Origin of the sequence: Candidatus Accumulibacter cognatus, from assembly GCF_000584975.1 — a bacterium.
GTDB classification, from domain to species: Bacteria; Pseudomonadota; Gammaproteobacteria; order Burkholderiales; family Rhodocyclaceae; genus Accumulibacter; species Accumulibacter cognatus.
This window is the reverse complement of record NZ_JDST02000029.1, coordinates 25018-41302: the sequence shown is the minus strand read 5'-3', so window position 1 is coordinate 41302 and position 16285 is coordinate 25018. Positions and strand designations below refer to the sequence as shown.

Below are 16285 nucleotides of genomic sequence, written 5' to 3'. Positions count from 1 at the left end.
GCGAGTGTCTAAACTTCAGTTCGAGAATTTACACTGTTTATTTCCGGATGATCTGGATCGGACTTGCGGCTTGGAAGGCGTGACGCCAGGCATCCGCCGGATGGGCTTAGCAGCATCCGCCTGCGGCGGATTCTAACCGTTTCTGGACATGCTTGCGGCAGCACCGACTGCCGCAAACAGCGGTCCAGCGCTTACGGGGTGGACTACCCTGAGCAAAGCGGTTAAGCTTCCAACCCTGCACGCGCCCGTAGCTCAGTTGGATAGAGTACTGCCCTCCGAAGGCAGGGGTCGGACGTTCGAATCGTCTCGGGCGTGCCATGGATTCAATGACTTAAACCATCACGGGATAACTTCCCGGAATCTGTACGGAATCCAGACGGAATTCGCTCTTCAGATCGACCGGAAATCTTCCCCATGACCGCGGAACATGCCTTCAGATGGCTTGCCACCGGAAATTCCCCGACCGCCTTGCCGAGGTCTCCCGTGACAACCACAGGATGTGCCCTGCTCATACTGTTGGGACTAATGCGGCTATGGCGGATGCGGATCGTCCCGACTGACACCCATTAGCCGGCCCGTGTCAAGCGTGCGAAGCAAGGCCTCGCGTTGCTACCGCGATACCGTTTTGGAATGTGGCCCCGAAGGTCGGCCCGCATCTTTGCCTCGGAGCGGGGTCAAGGGCGGGCTGCGTTTTTGCAGCCCGGCAAAGCTTCCCTTGACGCCGCGTAGAGGCTCTACGCTTGGTCATGGCCGCGGGCGAGGCGTTTTCGCCCGCGGCCATGACGACCGATGCGTGGCCAGTCCTTCCAAAACCTCAAACTCTCCAGCGGCAGCGCTCGAACCGCACCCGGTTCTTCACCCATGGCTACGACCGAATCGCGCCAGACACCCATCAGGATCAAGCGAACGGCGATCAAGCAGCCGGTCGCCCTGGCGGCCCTTGCTGCCCCAGAAGAACGTTGGTGCCGCTTCGTGTCCAATGGATTCATCACAGACCTGTGGCTGCCGAAGGGTCGGCGCCAATCCCTGGGTGGCTCACGTTGCAGGCGATCCGCTGGTGCTGCCAACCGGTGACGGCGATCCGGCATCCCATTCAGACCAAATGGCTGTTGCTCCAGTCCCCAGTGCCGGGCTTGCCGGCCGCCGTCGTCACTCATGCGAAGCAGCGCGTCACGTCAAAAGGCTGGCGCTCCTTCAGTATGTGGTAGGACGCCCGGGCCAGCTTGTGCGCCAGCGCCTTGACCGCTACCACGTTGTTTGTCCTGGCCTTCTTCCGTTCGTAGAAGCGCTTCGCCTCGGCAATAGCGCAGGGCAAAGTTGGCCGCTTCGACGAAGGCCCAGGCGAGGTACTTGTTCCCGTTCCTCGCATTCCCTTCGCCTTTCTTCTTGCCATTGCTGGTGTGCACGCTATCGACGCAGCGCGCGTAAGAGACAAAGTTGCCGGTCGCGCCAAACCGCTCGATCGGACCCGTTTCAAGCAAAATGGTCGTGGCCAGCACTTGTCCGATCCCCGGCGTCGTGGTCAGCAGTGCGTATTCGAGTCGCTCCCCGACGCGCTCCTGCAGACGCTTTTCCAGAAGGTCGATTTGGCTGTTGAGGCTGGCAATGATGGCAACGTTCGCTTTTATCGCCAGGGCTACGTCCTCCGCCAGCCCCAGTTGATCGATCAAGTCGGCGGTCAGGCGTTTCACCTGGTTGCTGGTGATGCGGGCACCCCGTTGTCGGGCCATGATGTTCTCGACGGCCAGGATATGGGTGGTTCGGCTACGAACCAGTTGCATGCGCTTGCGCGCCAGATCGCGCACCGCGCGTTGTTCCGGCGGTAGGATGGTTCCCTTCGGCAGTATCCCCAGTCGCAGCAGGTGCGCGAGGTGACGGGCATCCGCTTGGTCGCCGCTGTGTTTGAGCCCGTCATACTTCTTGATCGCGGTCGTGTGCGCCAGATGGACGGCGAACCCCGCCGCCTGTAGCCCATCGACCAACCAGTACCAGTTAAAAGTCGATTCCACGACTACCCCTACCAACTCCGCTCGCCACGGCGAAAGCAACGCAAGGATCTTCTCCAGCTCGTTCGGCAGGCGCTTCTCGACCACGACCCTGTCTTCCTCGTCCGTCACCACGACCACACAGTTGTTCGAATGCAAGTCAATTCCGCTATATTTCATTTCCGGCCTCCTGTGGTTAACGTAAGCATGTAAACTCACTTTAAACCCACCGCCACCGCGGCGGTGGGAGGCCGGCTAGATGATTATCAGACTGACCACAAAAAATACGACTACCCGGAACCCGAATCTGCGTTTATGATGGGTTTTACATACCTGCTGGCAGCGTGCTGTCGGCTCAAGGAGCCACGCCTTCGGGTGTGGCCTTTTGCTATATGGAGGTAACTACTCAGGAGCAGGGACGGCATGTGCTTGTCGAGACATGGACGCACTTCCTGACCTTGACCTACTGAACGTTGCCGAGAAAGATCAAGTGATCCACGATCTGTGGTCGTTGGTGGGTAGTCTGAGCGTTGCACTCACAACGCTTCCAAAGAAGGTAGAGGAACTGGCAGCGCGCCTTGTGCAGAACAGCCGCAATTCGAGCAAGCTCCCGTCCTCGGATGGGCTTGACAAGCCCAAGCCAAAGTCGCTGCGCAAGGCAGGAGAGCGCCCGAGTGGCGGACAACAGAAAATCTCCGGCTGCTTCAGAACCATGAGGGGCGCCGATACCTGCTGTACCCTCCGCTCCTATCTCGCCACCCTGCACAAGCAAAGCGCCAAGCTCTTCCAGGTACTAACCCTGACTTTCCAAGGCAGCCCTCCTCAACCTCGTTTCGCGTGAATTGGCTGTCGGCAGAATCTGAGTAGTTACCCGAACCGAACGCTACGAAGATCGACGTCCTGCTGCGCAAATGGCTGGGCCTTTTGCCGTATCCGTTCGACGACAAAGATCGCACCGCCGATTGCTGTGATGTGCCCCCCGATCGCTCAGGATCGATCAGTGCCGACCTCTGGAGCATGCAGTTCCTGCCGACCGGAGTTCAGCGTGATTTTCGCCATCATACGCCGGGCTTTGCGCAAGTCGGGCTGCGCCGCAAGCGCCGCATGGAAAGCACTGACGGCCTGCTGACGATGGCCTAGGCGAAGGAGCAGGCGTCCGAGGTCATACCAAGCACCAGCCAGTGTCGATCCGCGGGTGCTCGCCGCGCGTCGGCACTGGGCCGAAGCTTGCAGGTCGTCGAGATCTGGCGCATCGCTCTGTGGCGGCTCGCTGGCTGTCGCGGCGAATACCTGCATGGCCTGCGCTCGGCGCCTGGTCCGGTGATAAAGCAGACCGAGAAACTGCAGGGAGACGATGTCGTCGGGGATCGCCTGCAGGATGCTGCGGGCGATCCATTCGGCCTGCTCGAAATTGCCACTCTGGTAGAACGTACCGAGAAGGTCGAACAGGGCATCAATCATGGGTGAGCCTCCTTGGCCGATAGGCAAGTTCTTAAAGTGCCAGCCGGCCTTGCCATGCCTGTCACACACCTTCCCCGCAACGACATCATCACCCGAGTTCCACCGGCACGAAGATCCTGGCGTTCTCCCGCTCGATCAGCAACGCCACGTTCTTGCCCGCCCTTTCGAGCATCGCGCGTAGTTGCGGCACGTCACGGACCGGCTGGCCGTTCACGGAGACAACGACGTCACCGGGGCGGATGCCGGCCCGCGCTGCAGGACCGCTGACGCCTTCGACGAGCAGCCCGTCGGGACTTTCGAGCTGGCGACGTTCCTGCGGCGTTAGCGACCGCAGTGCCAGACCGAGGCGGGACTTGTCGGCTTCACCATTGCGCTCCGACGCGACCTTGGTCGTCGGGATCTCGCCGACCGAGAGTGCGAGTTCCCGGGTGGCTCCCTTGCGCCAGATCTGCAGCTTGACCTGCGTTCCGGGCTTGATCGAGCTGACCATCGGCGGCAGGTCGGACGAGCGCCCGATCTCGGTGTCGTTCAGCTTGAGGATGATGTCGCCCGCCTCAAGGCCGGCGGCGGCTGCCGGACTGCCTTTTTCGACCGAACTCACCAAGGCACCCGCCGAGCTCGTCAGTCTGAACGACTCGGCCAGCGACTGCGAAACCTCCTGTATCGTCACGCCGATTCGGCCGTGACGGACCTTACCATGCTGCAGCAACTGCTCCTGGACGTTGAGTGCGACGTTGATTGGAATGGCGAACGAGACACCCTGATAGCCGCCGCTGCGGCTATAGATTTGCGAGTTGATGCCAATCACCTCGCCGTCGAGGTTGAGCAGCGGGCCGCCGGAATTGCCGGGATTGACCGCCACGTCGGTCTGAATGAAGGGAACGTAGCTGTCGCTGGCGAGCGAACGCGATTTCGCCGAGACGATGCCAGCCGTAACGCTGTTCTCGAAGCCGAACGGCGAGCCGATGGCAACGACCCATTCGCCGACGCGTGTCCGCGACGGATCGCCGAGGCGAACGATCGGCAGATTGCTCGCGTTGATACGCAGGACAGCAACGTCGGTCAGCTTGTCGAGGCCGACGACCTTGGCCTTGAACTCGCGCTTGTCGGTAAGCTTGACGGTAACCTCGTCGGCACCCTCGACGACGTGCGCGTTGGTCAGGATCAGCCCTTCCTCGCTGACAATGAAGCCCGACCCCATGCCGCGCGCCGGAGCTCCGCCCTGCGGCGAAGGCATGCCAAAGCGACGGAAGAACTCGAACATCGGATCGTTCGGGTCGATCGACGCTGCTTTCGACGGACCGGTGGAGCTGATGTTGACGATTGCCGGACCGCTGCGCTCAACGATCGACGTGAAATCCGGCAGTCCCGAAGTCGTTCTGATAGCCGGAGCCGATGCCGCGATAGCGGCCGCCGGAACGGCATCGGCGGGGCTGATCGCCTGCCCGCCAAGCTTGGCGTAGCCGACGCCCAGCGCAGCAATCAGGGTCACGGCGAGCAGGCTGCGTTTGAAGGTGTTTCCTTGCATGTTTGTCTCCTATTTCCTTCCAGACCGGAAGCGCTCGGCTTCCCATGGCCGTACGATAAGAGGACCTGACTTAAATCCGACTTAAGGCGCCGGCAAGTTCAAGTGATTTCCGGCGAACGCAGGTCAGGACGCCGGCGACCCGTCGAAGCGAACCCGCGCCCGCAACCCACCGAGGTCCGCTTCATCGAGAAGGACGCTGGCCTGATGCCGCTCGGCGATGGTCCTGACAATCGCAAGTCCCAGACCGCTACCCGGTTCGTCGGTCTGGGCTCGGCGATAGAAACGGTCGAAGACGCGTTCACGCTCCTCGACGGGAATGCCGGGACCAGAATCGTTGACCTCGACGAAAACACCGTCAGCGCCGTCACCGACGGCTACGTCGACCTTGCCGCCCGACGGCGTATGGCGAATCGCGTTGCCGACGAGGTTGCTGACGAGAATTTGCAGCGCCTCGGCGTCGCCCCTGACGGTGACCGCGCGCGCTGCGGGAGTCACGCCGAGGTCGATCTGCCTGTCTTCGGCAAGAGGCAACTGCTCGGCAACCACCTTCGCCACGAGGTCGCCAAGGTTTACCGGCATCAGCGGCCGGTCGCCGCCGCCGGGCTCCTGGCGTGCCAGCGTGAGGAGTTGCTGCACGCAATGGGTGGCGCGCGTGAGACCACGTTCCAGTTCGCCGAAGGCCTCGCCGCGCGACTGCGCATCGGCCGCGCGTCTGGCCAGCTGCAACTGCAGGCTGAGCGCCGCCAGCGGTGTCCGCAGTTCGTGGGCGGCGTCGGCAATGAAGTCGCGCTGCGAGTCGAGCGCACGCTTGAGTCGGGCAAGCAGGTCATTCAGCGAGCGGACCAGCGGCGCGACTTCGGTGGGTACGCCGTTTGTCGGCAGTGGGCCGAGCGCCACGGGCGTGCGCGTCGTCATCGCGCGCGCCACCGCGTCGAGCGGCCGCAGGCCACGGCCGACGACCACCCAGATCAATACCCCGAGCATCGGCAGCATCAGCAGGAAGGGTTCGACGGTGCGCAAGGCGGCAGCCAGCGCCAGGCCGTCGCGGACCCGCAACGGTTGCGCGACCTGGATCGTCTGGCCGCCCTGCTGCAAGCCGAACACCCGCCATTTGCCGTTGCCGGTGTCGACCGTCGCAAAGCCTAGTGGCGCGAGGTGCGGCAGCTCCTTGCCCGGGTGCGAGAGGTAGATTCGCGTGCCGTCCGGTCGCCAGATCTGGATCGAGAAATCCTGCGCGTCGTCGTTGATCGCCAAGTCACGCATGTGCGCATTCTGCGAGGCCTGGTCGCGAAAGGATAGCGCCAGTTGGCGAAGCTGGTAGTCAAACAGTGCGTTGGCCTCGTCGAGTGCCGTCCGGTAGGTAGCCAGTGCGCCGAGCAGCGTGGTCAGCGTGATCGTCGCGAGCAGGGTGACCAGCAACTGGCGTCGGATCGATCTCATGACAAGCGCGGCACCAGATAGCCGACACCGCGGATGTTCTTGATCTGCTCGGCACCGAGTTTTCGCCGCAGCGAATGGATGTGGACCTCGATCGCGTTACTTTCGACTTCGTCGCCCCAGCCGTAAAGCTTCTCCTCGAGTCTGGCCCGCGAAAGCGGCACGCCAGGTTGTTCGAGCAGTGCCTGCAGCAGCGCGAACTCACGCGCCGAGAGGGCTACCGGCGCGCCGTTCAGCGTCAGCTCATGGGTAGCCGGATTCATTCGCAGCGAGCCATTTTCAAGCACCGGTTCGGCGCGGCCGGCATGCCGCCGCTGCACCGCCCGCATGCGTGCGGACAGCTCGTCGAGGTCGAACGGCTTGACGAGGTAGTCGTCGGCACCGGCGTCGAGTCCCCGGATGCGATCGGCGATCGCATCGCGAGCCGTGATTACCAGGACCGGGATGTTGTTGGCCGAGCGCCGCAGACGGGCGAGGACGTCAAGGCCCGATCGGCCGGGCAGACCGAGGTCGAGCAGCAGGATATCGTAGGGCGTCGTCGCCAGAGCCAGTTCCGCCTGCTGGCCATCACGCAGCCAGTCGGCCGTGTGACCGTCCTGGCGCAGGCCCTGTTGAACGCTTCTGCCGATCATCGGATCGTCTTCGACCAGTAATACGCGCATGCGGCTTTACCGACAGAAAGGGGCGCCCGAATGGGCCGGCCGGTGGATCGATGGCGTCATTGCTGCACCAATGGTTTCAAGCCAGGTTACCGTCAGTTCGGGGTAACGAAGCCAACAATGTAGTGTTAACAAAACGTCAGTTCGGGATAAGTTTAGGGAATGCCGAGATCTGGTGAAAGTCCTGAATCGATAATCTGGTCATGTTGGGCATGAGGCGATGAAGCCAGTCAGCAAATCTGACGGCGAAATGGAGGGCTGAGCGATGGCAGGTATGCTCAATCTGAGGTTTTTCAGTTCGTCGATGGCGGTTGTGACGAGGGAGCGCGCAGCAGAAGTGGTGAGAAGACTTCACTGACCAATACCGACTGGTTGTCGAAGCCAAACTGTGAGCGACGCGCCCAAAGGACGCACGGCACCGGTTCGGCAAGTTGTAGCGCCTTTACCGCCCGCGAATACAGGGCATGTCGTCGATCGATGCGCTTGAAGGTCATCGGCCCACGACTGAATCCGGCATGTGCGAAGAGCAGCGCACCCAGTGAACGGCTGCCCAGGCGTGCCAGCCAAAGGGTCAGCGGGCCGCGTGGCCTGCAGGGCAGGACGGTATGCGCGAAGACGACCCTTTGATCATCACAACTCAGTGCCACCTCGCGTATCCAGGCCTGCTCCTCAACAGCCAGGCCGAGTGCTCGTGCTTCATCAGCAGTTGGCCTGGCCAGACCCTGATAAATAACCTGCAGCGCGAAGCGCCCGCGAGCCTGGATACGTGCCGTCAGAGAAGCGCGGTGGCGCAGCCAGGGCAGAAAAGCGACATTGTCGGCCGTGCGCAGCAGCTTGCTTCGCCAGCACTGCGAGTCCGCAACAGGCATTCCTGAAAACCCCGGTGATTGACAGTTCTACTGTGGAGCCGGTGCCTTCTCGATGCCGCCAATGTGCGCGCCCGGCTTGATGCCCTTGCTCGAAAACCAGCCGAGATTCATTTCCAGCGCGTAGCGTGCCGCTTTCACGGCGCAGTGATTGTCCTCAGTCTGTGGCTGCATGTTCTCGATGTTCAGAATCCTGCCGTCTTCGTCAAGAAAGGCCACCGACAAAGGCAAGAGCGTATTGCGCATCCACATGCAATGGTTTGCCGCCAGGGGGAAAACGAAGAGCATGCCCTGATTGGCGGCCATGCTTCGGCGATGCATCAACCCTCGCATGCGATGAGGATTGTCCGCCGCCACTTCCGCGTCGATGCGGTAGAAGCCGGTTGTCAACTCGATGCGCGGCATTTCCGCCACAACCGGTGGCGCGGCCAGCAGCAGAGAAAGGGTGGCCAGGAAAGCGAGAGACTGATGCATCGAAAGCTCCGGCGGTACGACTGGGCTGAAAAGACGCGATCGGCCTGGGCATACGCCGGCTCGCCGTCGCGCTGGCGATGAGGGTGCTACTTCTTTCCGGACTTGCCCTGGGCTTTCCCGGAATCTTTCTTCGTGGTCGGCGCTGTTACGGTTGAAACACGTACACTGTTGTTGGGCTTAGCGGTCAGTGGAGGCTTGCTGCCGGCCGCCTGCTTCCCGGCTGTTGCCGGTTGGCTGACTGGACGCCCAGCTCCCTTGGCTTCTGGACGCCGCTTGTCCACCCTAGATTCAACCGGTTTGACCGACTTGGCCGCTGGAGACGCGACGTGCTTTGCCGCTGGCTTCGGCGGCGCGTCGGCCACACCGAAGGTGACTTCGTCATTCTCCTGCTCGGCCGCCTTGGGGATGGCCAGAGCCGTCGCGCAGGATACGCACAGGCCCACGGACAGGCAGTGCAGCAGATGGTTGATGGTTCTTTGCCGAGCCGACATTCTCAATGTTCCTGTTCTGGTGATGCTGCGTGCGCCACACCGCTGGCCTACGAACTCCCTCACAAACAGCCTGCGAGCAATAGCCAGATAGCGCGCGGGCGGATATCAGTGACTGGTACCCTCCGAACGCGATATTTTATTCCAGACGTTATACTTGCCGACGGGTTTCTTTGCCGGAATACGTTTCACTTCCTCGAGCGTCTGCGCGTCGATCACCAGCAACGCCCCGTCCATTTCCCACAGACTGGCCAGAGCATAGCGGCCATCGCGGGTGAACTCGACATGCGCCAGCGTCTGTCCAGGTTCGGCCTTGATCTGCGCCACCACTTCGAGGGTCCGCTTGTCGATCACCTGCAGTATGTTCTTGTTCTCCGTGCTCATCATCGAGTCGGTGAAGGCATAGCGACTCATTTCATGGCTGCGCAGGAAAAAACCCGGCCCCAGGGTCTTGATCTGCTTGATGGTCTGGTAGGTTTTCAGGTCGATGACGGTCACCAGATCCTGGTTGAGATTGGGCGAGGCCATGACCAGTCGTTCGCTTCCGGCGGGGTCTTGCCATTTCCAGGTGATTCCGGATCCGAGATGCGGCATTCCTGGCAGATCAAGGCCAGCAATTTTCCGGCGGACGTCAAGTTGAACCACCTGCCCGCTGGTCGCCGAGCGCGACGAGCCGAGGATCGTGTCGTAGCTCTGGGTGAAAAAGAAATCGTCGAGACAATCTGCGAGCTGCGTCCGCCGCGGAAAGAACATGGCCGGTTTGAAGTGACCCTCCCTGTATCGGTAATCATGAACCAATCCCTCGGCAAGCGGCTCTGCAACCGGATCGTAGCTGATCTCCCAGACTTCGGGCAGATCCTTGAGTGCGGCCACGAAACTCTTGCGTGGGGCCGCGTCATAGACCGCCGAAACCCGCGAACTCTTGTCTCCTGCGGCATTTTTCACCGGAATGGTCTTCACCAGCGAGAGATCACCGGCATCGAGCACCACCAGGCTGTGCGGCAGGTAGTTGCCGACCAGTACCCACTTGCCGTCGCCGGACACGGCTGCGTTACGCGTATTCAGACCGGCGCGGATCTCGGCGACCACCACCAAATGGTAGAGGTCATATTTGCTGATCCAGCCGTCGCGTGAAGCGAAATAGACGAAGCGTCCGTCCGGCGAAAACTTTGGCCCGCCGTGCAGCGCGTAGCGGCTGGGGAAGCGGTGCAGGCGCTCGAAACGATCGCCGTCGACGAGCGACACATGATGGTCACCGGTTTCGACGACGACGAACAGATTCAGCGGGTCGGCGCCTTTGAGGCCGGACCCCGGCGCGGCCGGCAGCGCGAGGGCGTTGGCATTGACGACATGCGAACTGCGGATCTGTACTTCATCCCAAACCGGCGCTGGGGTCGCCGGACGATAGATCCATTCCGCCAGTTGCTGTGTTTGGTCGGTGCTCAGCTTGTCGCCGAAGGCCGGCATCTGTGTCGCCACGCGCCCTTCGCGGATGACTTTGACGGCCTCCGACTTGCGCAGACGTTCGAGGTTTTCCGGCAGCAGCGCCGGACCGACGCCGCCGAGCCGGGACTCGCCGTGACAGGCGGCGCACTGTTCCTGGTACAGGCGCTGCGCACCCGTAGCGCCAGCCGGCATAGATGCGCCAGCCAGGCATATCGCCAGCGCGAAGCCGGCAACACATTGGCGCCAGTTCATCAGACTCTCCGTAGTTTGATGTGAGGAGTCACCGGAATCCGTACCGGAATCCGTTCATGGCTGGGGGAGACACCGATTTCCTCGTCTGTCAGATAACAGCCGGGGTCCTCGGCCCATGCGTCACCGGTCAGTTGCTGGGCACGCACGCGCGTGTTGCCGTTGCAGATGTCGAAGTGTCGGCATTCGCCGCAACGTCCCGAAATGCGCCTGGGGAATTGCTTGAGACCCGCCAGCAGCGGGTCAGAGAGATCACTCCAGATTTCCGAGAAGGGACGCTGACGAACGTTGCCAAGCGTATAATGCCACCACATGGTGTCGGGATGCACGTTGCCGAGATTATCGATATTGGCCACATTGACCCCTGATGAATTACCCCCCCACTGCACCAGGCGGGCGCGCATTCTCTCCGCCTGATCGGGAAAACGCTTCTCCACCCAATGCAGGAAGTAAACGCCATCGGCATCATTATTGCCACTGGTGAATTCCTTGTGCAAACCACGCTGCTGGTAATCGAGGCAGGTTGCAAAGAGCAAATCCATTGCCCAGCGGGTCAGCTGGAGCTGGGCATCGTCCTTGCGGTTCTTATTGCCGCGCCCCGCATAGTTGAGATGGGAGAAATAAAAGCGGTCGATGCCTTCCTTCTCGACCAGCTTGAGCAAGGCTGGCAAGTCCTGCGCGTTGTTCTGTGTCATCGTGAAGCGGACGCCGATTTTCAGGCCGAGTTCACGGCACAGCCGAATGCCGCGCAGCGAAGCATCGAAAGCGCCTTGCATCTGCCGAAAATGGTCGTGGGTCGCACCGATGCCGTCGAGCGAAACGCCGACATAGTCGAAATCGCACTCGGCGATGCGATCGATATTCGCCTGGTCGATCAGGGTACCGTTCGACGACAGGCCGACATAGAAACCCATCGCCTTGGCACGACGGGCAATGTCGAAGATGTCCGGACGCAGCAGCGGCTCGCCGCCGGAGAGAATCAATACCGGCACGCGAAAACGCCTGAGATCGTCCATCACCGCAAAGATCTCGTCAGTCGTCAGTTCTCCTGGAAAGTCCCGGTCGGTGGAGATCGAATAGCAGTGCTTGCAGGTGAGATTGCAGCGACGAATGAGATTCCATATCACCACCGGCGCTGGCGGGTTCTGCCTGGGACCGGGCAGCCTGACTGTCGATAACTCCTGCATGTACTGCGAAATCCGAAACATCTGGCCATCCCCAAATCCGCATATTAGAAAACAGGCCCATGGCGATGGCCTTGACGTGCATCAAGCTTCGATTTGACACCGCGCATCGGCGTGGCCGCCTCGGCGACAGGCCACTTGCCCTGGCCGAATCATCAACATGATCACATGCTCTGCTGGTCCTGCTCAGCAGTCTTGTTGTCTGGAACCCGTCTGCCTGGTTGCGTCGCCATTTTTCGAGGCAGAGCTTGCTCTGCCTGGAACACAATGAGAAACTGTACCTACCATACATTCTGAGGGGAATAAACTCATGAACAAGGAAGACATCCTGCGCTGGCAAGACTTGGCGCTGCAATATGGATCCGAACTCGGCATCAAGGTGCTTGCGGCGATCGCGTTCTGGATCATTGGTCGCTGGCTGATCCACTGGGTGGGTCGAATGGTGCAGGGCGCACTGGGGCGCCAGAAGGTCGATGCGACCTTGATGCGCTACCTCGGGACGGTCATCAATGTCACCCTGAATATCCTGCTGGTGATCGGCATCCTCGGTTATTTCGGCATTCAGACCACGACCTTTGCAGCCCTCTTCGCTGCCGCCGGTGTCGCCATCGGTCTGGCCTGGTCCGGCTTGCTGGCCAACTTTGCCGGCGGGGTATTCCTGATCATCCTGCGGCCGTTGAAGGTGGGTGACTTCGTGACCGTGGGCGGCATCACTGGAACGGTCGAGGAAGTTGGCCTGTTCACTACGGCGCTCAACACCCCGGACAACGTGCTCACGCTGGTGGGCAACAGCAAGATCCTTGGCGATACCATCCAGAACTTCTCGACCAACCCCTACCGCCGGGTGGACCTGAAGGCACAGCTCTCCGGAGCGGCCGATCATGCTGCGGCCATGACACTGCTCAAGGAGAAGATCGCGCTGATTCCCAATGTCCGGTCTGATCCTGCTGTGGATGTCGAGATCCTCGAATTCAACCTCGTGGGTCCCGTCCTTGCGGTTCGTCCATACTGCCATACAGACCACTACTGGCAGGTCTATTTCGACACCAACCGGACGATCCGTGAAGCGCTCGGGGAGGCCGGTTTCCCGGCGCCGATGCCGGCACAGGTGGTGTTCGTCAATCAGCAATAGGCCGCAAGTCAGCGACTCTGCGGAAATTCCGGGCCAGAATCAAGGATCGGAGACTTCTGAACATTAAAGGATTCCCGCGGCGCTTCATCCCTTCGCCAAACCACGTCGCCGCGCCGGGGATGCTGCCCGGCTATGTAGCTGGTAGTGCGCGGCGATGACTGCTGAATTCCTGTCGGGTAACCGACTGACCCTGTTGAACAGCGGCGCCGAGTATTTTCCGGCGCTGATCAAGGCGATCGACAAGGCGCGACATGAAGTTCACCTCGAAAGCTACATCTTCGAGGATGATACGACTGGCCGTGCCGTCGCAGCAGCGATGGCCCATGCCGCTCGCCGCGGCGTGACGGTGCGCGTTCTGGTCGATGGCTTCGGTGCCCCCGAGTTTGCCAAACGCCTACAGCCAGAACTGCTCGCGGCCGGTGTGCAGGTGATGGTCTACCGACCCGAGGTCGCACGTTTACGCCTGCGTCGTCATCGCCTGCGTCGCCTGCATCGCAAGCTGGCCATGGTTGATGGGGAAATCGCCTTCGTTGGCGGGATCAATATCGTCGATGACAGCGATCGTCCGCTTGAAATGCCGCCGCGCTACGACTACGCGGTGCGCATCGAAGGTCCGCTGCTGCAGCCGATGCAGCGGGCGTTGCACAGGCTTTGGGAACTGGTGTTATGGGCGAAGCTCAATCGCCGTTACCGCTTGCCGAAAGTCCCTCGCCAAGCACCGAAAGCCCGTGGCGAGCAAACGGCAGCCTTTCTGGTGCGCGACAATATCCGTCACCGCCGCGACATCGAGGAGGCCTATCTGGCGGCGATCGCTGCCGCTCGGGAAGAAATCCTTCTGGCCAACGCCTATTTCCTGCCCGGCCGCCGTTTTCGGCGAGCTTTGCACGATGCGGCCAGGCGTGGCGTGCGGGTGATCCTCGTGCTGCAAGGGCGTATCGAATATCGCCTCCTGCACTACGCTACCCAGGCGCTTTACGGCAGGTTGCTGGGAGCCGGCATCCGCATCTTCGAGTATCGGCGCAGCTTCATGCATGCCAAGGTTGCGGTCATCGACCGATACTGGGCAACCGTCGGTTCATCGAATATCGATCCCTTCAGCCTGTTGCTTGCCAGGGAAGCCAACGTCGTGGTACGCGACGAGAAATTTGCCAGGGAATTGCGACAGAGTCTCCAGACGGCCATGCGGCAGGGTGCAAGCGAGCTGCCAGCTGATTGCTGGAAGCGCCTGCCCTGGCCTTCCCGCCTATTGCATTGGGCCAGCTATCATCTGATCCGGATCCTCGTCGGCATGGCCGGATATGGCCGAAAGCGCTAACGGTCATGACTATTCCGGGCAACCCCGATCATGAAAATCATGACCGTTTTCCTCTCCCACGGCCCGCGCTGCATCGCGGGCCGGCTACGGCGGCGCGGAGCAGTTCTCCGCGAAACCCCGCCGCCCCCGCAAGTGGAGAGGGGAAATTCGTGAGTCGCTGACGCGACTTTCACATTAACCCGGAAAGACCCCGCGCTGCACCGGCACCCGCGCCATCGACCAGGCAGCAATCGCCCATCGCCAGAAGTCGTGCAAAGGTCCACTACAGACCTCCTGCGGCACCGGGTGGCCAAGAAAGTGCAGCGCGGCGGCAAGTACCGCACTACCACCCGCAGCATCGACGGCAGCGGCGCGCGTCTGCTTGGAAAGTTTCTCTCCGGCCGCATTGGTCACCACCGGCAGGTGTGCGTAAGTCGGTGTCGGCAGCGCCAGGCGTTGCTGCAGCCAGATCTGGCGTGCCGTCGATTCGAGCAGGTCGACGCCGCGCACCACGGCATTGACTCCCTGTGTCGCGTCGTCGACGACTACTGCCAACTGGTAGGCATACTGACCATCGGCACGCAGCAGAATGAAGTCGCCTACCGCGCGCGCCAGGTTCTGCTGTACCGGTCCCTGTACGCGATCGTCGAATGCGATCTCGCGATCCGGAACACGCATTCTCCAAGCGCGCGGCGCACGTCCCGCCGCCAGACCGGCACGGCAGCTTCCCGGATAGACCAGGCCGCCGTCGACTGCCAGTGCTGGCGCGCAGGCGGCAATCTCGCGCCGCGAGCAGGCACAGGGATACGCCTCGCCATCGCGTTGCAGGCAGGTCAATGCCGCATGATAGTGATCCAGACGCCGGCTCTGTATCACCACCTCGCCATCCCACTCAAAGGCGAAGGCTTCGAGCGTGCGTTGGATGGCGTCTGCAGCCTCCTGCCGCGCCCGCGACCGGTCAAGGTCTTCAATGCGCAACAGCCATTCGCCACCGTTGGCTCGCGCGTCAAGATAGCTGCCGACCGCGGCAACCAGCGAGCCGAAGTGCAGCGGACCTGTCGGGGAAGGTGCGAAACGGCCCCGATAGTTATTCACCAGACACTTTCATACGTACCCCGTCCATTCTTCTTGCCTTGGTGATTCCGGCAGCGCCGGGTAAAATCCGCTGGTCATTATCAGGGTTCGCGCCATGAGCAATCGTTCGATCACTCCCGCCAACGAAGCTGCCATTCTCGCTGAGGCACTTCCCTACATCAAACGTTTCCACGGCAAGACCATCGTCGTCAAGTATGGCGGCAACGCCATGACCGACGACCACCTCAAGCAATGTTTCGCGCGTGACGTGGTGCTGTTGAAGCTCGTCGGAATGAATGTCGTGGTGGTGCACGGCGGTGGCCCACAGATCGAGAGTCTGCTCAAACGGGTCGGCAAGAAAGGCCGCTTCGTCCAGGGAATGCGTGTCACCGACGCCGAAACCATGGAAATCGTCGAGATGGTACTCGGCGGTCAGGTCAACAAGGACGTTGTCAACCTGATCAATCAGGCCGGCGGCAAAGCGGTGGGACTGACCGGCAAGGACGGCAGTTTCATTCGCGCCAAGAAACTGCTATTGGCGAACCAGAATGACAATGAGGACCTGATCGACGTTGGCCAGGTTGGCGACATCACGCAGATCGACCCGTCACTGATCGGACATCTGGAGGCCGGCGGCTTCATCCCGGTAGTGGCACCAATCGGTGTCGGCAAGGGCGGCGAAACCTACAACATCAACGCCGATGTTGTGGCCGGCAAGATCGCCGAAATTCTCAAGGCTGAAAAGCTGGTCCTGCTGACCAACACGCCCGGCGTCCTCGACGAGACGGGTAGGCTGATCACCGGCATGACGCCCAAACAGATCGATGACATGGTCACCGATGGCACCTTGTCCGGCGGCATGCTCCCCAAGATCAGCTCGGCGCTCGATGCTGCACGTAATGGTGTCAAGAGCGTCCATATCATCGATGGTCGGGTCGAACATGCGCTGTTGCTGGAAATCCTCACCGACCACGGCGTCGGCACGATGATCAAGTCATACTGACCGAA

Annotated in this window: 13 protein-coding genes, 1 tRNA gene and 2 pseudogenes; 5 read left to right on the top strand and 11 right to left on the bottom strand. The window is 61.3% G+C overall.

Annotated features, from left to right (window positions below; translation table 11 throughout):
* Positions 1–241: 241 nt before the first annotated feature.
* Positions 242–318 (top strand) — tRNA-Arg (locus AW06_RS06140).
* An 835-nt stretch (positions 319–1153) separates the two neighbouring features.
* Here AW06_RS06140 and AW06_RS06130 read toward each other — a convergent pair.
* A pseudogene (locus tag AW06_RS06130) lies at positions 1154–2165 on the bottom strand (IS110 family transposase).
* 259 nt (positions 2166–2424) lie between these two features.
* On the opposite strand from AW06_RS06130, the pseudogene AW06_RS06125 reads away from it, so the two are divergent.
* A pseudogene (locus AW06_RS06125) lies at positions 2425–2661 on the top strand (DUF6444 domain-containing protein); the annotation flags it as partial.
* 311 nt (positions 2662–2972) lie between these two features.
* Here the strand turns inward: AW06_RS06125 and AW06_RS06115 are convergent.
* From AW06_RS06115 to nirJ, 9 genes are all read right to left on the bottom strand, one after another.
* Positions 2973–3446 (bottom strand): tetratricopeptide repeat protein, encoded by a 474-nt coding sequence (locus AW06_RS06115; RefSeq protein ID WP_034947208.1) that lies wholly within the window; start codon positions 3444–3446, stop codon positions 2973–2975.
* Between the two features lie 88 nt (positions 3447–3534).
* Positions 3535–4974 (bottom strand): DegQ family serine endoprotease, encoded by a 1440-nt coding sequence (locus AW06_RS06110; RefSeq protein WP_034947205.1) that lies wholly within the window; start codon positions 4972–4974, stop codon positions 3535–3537.
* 123 nt (positions 4975–5097) lie between these two features.
* The gene (locus tag AW06_RS06105) at positions 5098–6414 is read right to left on the bottom strand and encodes an ATP-binding protein (protein WP_034947202.1); all 1317 of its coding nucleotides are present in this window, start codon (positions 6412–6414) and stop codon (positions 5098–5100) included.
* Positions 6411–7073 (bottom strand): response regulator transcription factor, encoded by a 663-nt coding sequence (locus AW06_RS06100; protein ID WP_034947198.1) that lies wholly within the window; start codon positions 7071–7073, stop codon positions 6411–6413. Before AW06_RS06100 ends, AW06_RS06105 begins: the two co-directional genes overlap by 4 nt.
* A gap of 290 nt (positions 7074–7363) precedes the next feature.
* A complete protein-coding gene (locus tag AW06_RS06095) occupies positions 7364–7939 on the bottom strand; it encodes a chorismate lyase (protein ID WP_138678291.1) in 576 nt (191 codons plus the stop codon).
* A gap of 27 nt (positions 7940–7966) precedes the next feature.
* Positions 7967–8410, bottom strand: coding sequence for a DUF192 domain-containing protein (locus AW06_RS06090; RefSeq protein ID WP_034947195.1), 444 nt, complete (start codon positions 8408–8410; stop codon positions 7967–7969).
* 86 nt (positions 8411–8496) lie between these two features.
* The gene (locus AW06_RS06085; RefSeq protein ID WP_034947192.1) at positions 8497–8901 is read right to left on the bottom strand and encodes a hypothetical protein; all 405 of its coding nucleotides are present in this window, start codon (positions 8899–8901) and stop codon (positions 8497–8499) included.
* A 105-nt stretch (positions 8902–9006) separates the two neighbouring features.
* Positions 9007–10536, bottom strand: a complete 1530-nt coding sequence (locus AW06_RS06080) for a nitrite reductase (RefSeq protein WP_273704438.1) — start codon at positions 10534–10536, stop codon at positions 9007–9009.
* A 59-nt stretch (positions 10537–10595) separates the two neighbouring features.
* Entirely contained in the window at positions 10596–11801 is a 1206-nt protein-coding gene (gene nirJ, locus AW06_RS06075; protein WP_034947186.1) for a heme d1 biosynthesis radical SAM protein NirJ, read from the bottom strand.
* A gap of 286 nt (positions 11802–12087) precedes the next feature.
* Between nirJ and AW06_RS06070 the strand changes: the two genes are divergently transcribed.
* Positions 12088–12909, top strand: coding sequence for a mechanosensitive ion channel family protein (locus AW06_RS06070; RefSeq protein ID WP_034947183.1), 822 nt, complete (start codon positions 12088–12090; stop codon positions 12907–12909).
* A gap of 154 nt (positions 12910–13063) precedes the next feature.
* Positions 13064–14224 carry a cardiolipin synthase ClsB gene (gene clsB / locus AW06_RS06065; protein WP_034947180.1) on the top strand — a complete coding sequence of 387 codons (1161 nt, stop codon included), beginning with the start codon at positions 13064–13066 and terminating at the stop codon, positions 14222–14224.
* Between the two features lie 174 nt (positions 14225–14398).
* Here clsB and gluQRS read toward each other — a convergent pair whose 3' ends face one another.
* Complete coding sequence (gene gluQRS / locus AW06_RS06060) at positions 14399–15301, bottom strand: tRNA glutamyl-Q(34) synthetase GluQRS (protein WP_034947178.1); 903 nt, start codon at positions 15299–15301, stop codon at positions 14399–14401.
* 91 nt (positions 15302–15392) lie between these two features.
* Here gluQRS and argB point away from each other — a divergent pair, with 91 nt between their 5' ends.
* Positions 15393–16280, top strand: a complete 888-nt coding sequence (gene argB / locus AW06_RS06055) for an acetylglutamate kinase (RefSeq protein WP_034947176.1) — start codon at positions 15393–15395, stop codon at positions 16278–16280.
* Positions 16281–16285: the final 5 nt, after the last annotated feature.

Coding starts and splice junctions, on each gene's coding strand:
- AW06_RS06080 (WP_273704438.1), bottom strand. CDS start 10,536: ATGCCGGCTGGCGCTACGGGTGCGCAGCGCCTGTACCAGGAACAGTGC.
- AW06_RS06115 (WP_034947208.1), bottom strand. CDS start 3,446: ATGATTGATGCCCTGTTCGACCTTCTCGGTACGTTCTACCAGAGTGGC.
- AW06_RS06105 (WP_034947202.1), bottom strand. CDS start 6,414: ATGAGATCGATCCGACGCCAGTTGCTGGTCACCCTGCTCGCGACGATC.
- argB (WP_034947176.1), top strand. CDS start 15,393: ATGAGCAATCGTTCGATCACTCCCGCCAACGAAGCTGCCATTCTCGCT.
- AW06_RS06110 (WP_034947205.1), bottom strand. CDS start 4,974: ATGCAAGGAAACACCTTCAAACGCAGCCTGCTCGCCGTGACCCTGATT.
- AW06_RS06095 (WP_138678291.1), bottom strand. CDS start 7,939: ATGCCTGTTGCGGACTCGCAGTGCTGGCGAAGCAAGCTGCTGCGCACG.
- AW06_RS06090 (WP_034947195.1), bottom strand. CDS start 8,410: ATGCATCAGTCTCTCGCTTTCCTGGCCACCCTTTCTCTGCTGCTGGCC.
- AW06_RS06100 (WP_034947198.1), bottom strand. CDS start 7,073: ATGCGCGTATTACTGGTCGAAGACGATCCGATGATCGGCAGAAGCGTT.
- AW06_RS06070 (WP_034947183.1), top strand. CDS start 12,088: ATGAACAAGGAAGACATCCTGCGCTGGCAAGACTTGGCGCTGCAATAT.
- nirJ (WP_034947186.1), bottom strand. CDS start 11,801: ATGTTTCGGATTTCGCAGTACATGCAGGAGTTATCGACAGTCAGGCTG.
- AW06_RS06085 (WP_034947192.1), bottom strand. CDS start 8,901: ATGTCGGCTCGGCAAAGAACCATCAACCATCTGCTGCACTGCCTGTCC.
- clsB (WP_034947180.1), top strand. CDS start 13,064: ATGACTGCTGAATTCCTGTCGGGTAACCGACTGACCCTGTTGAACAGC.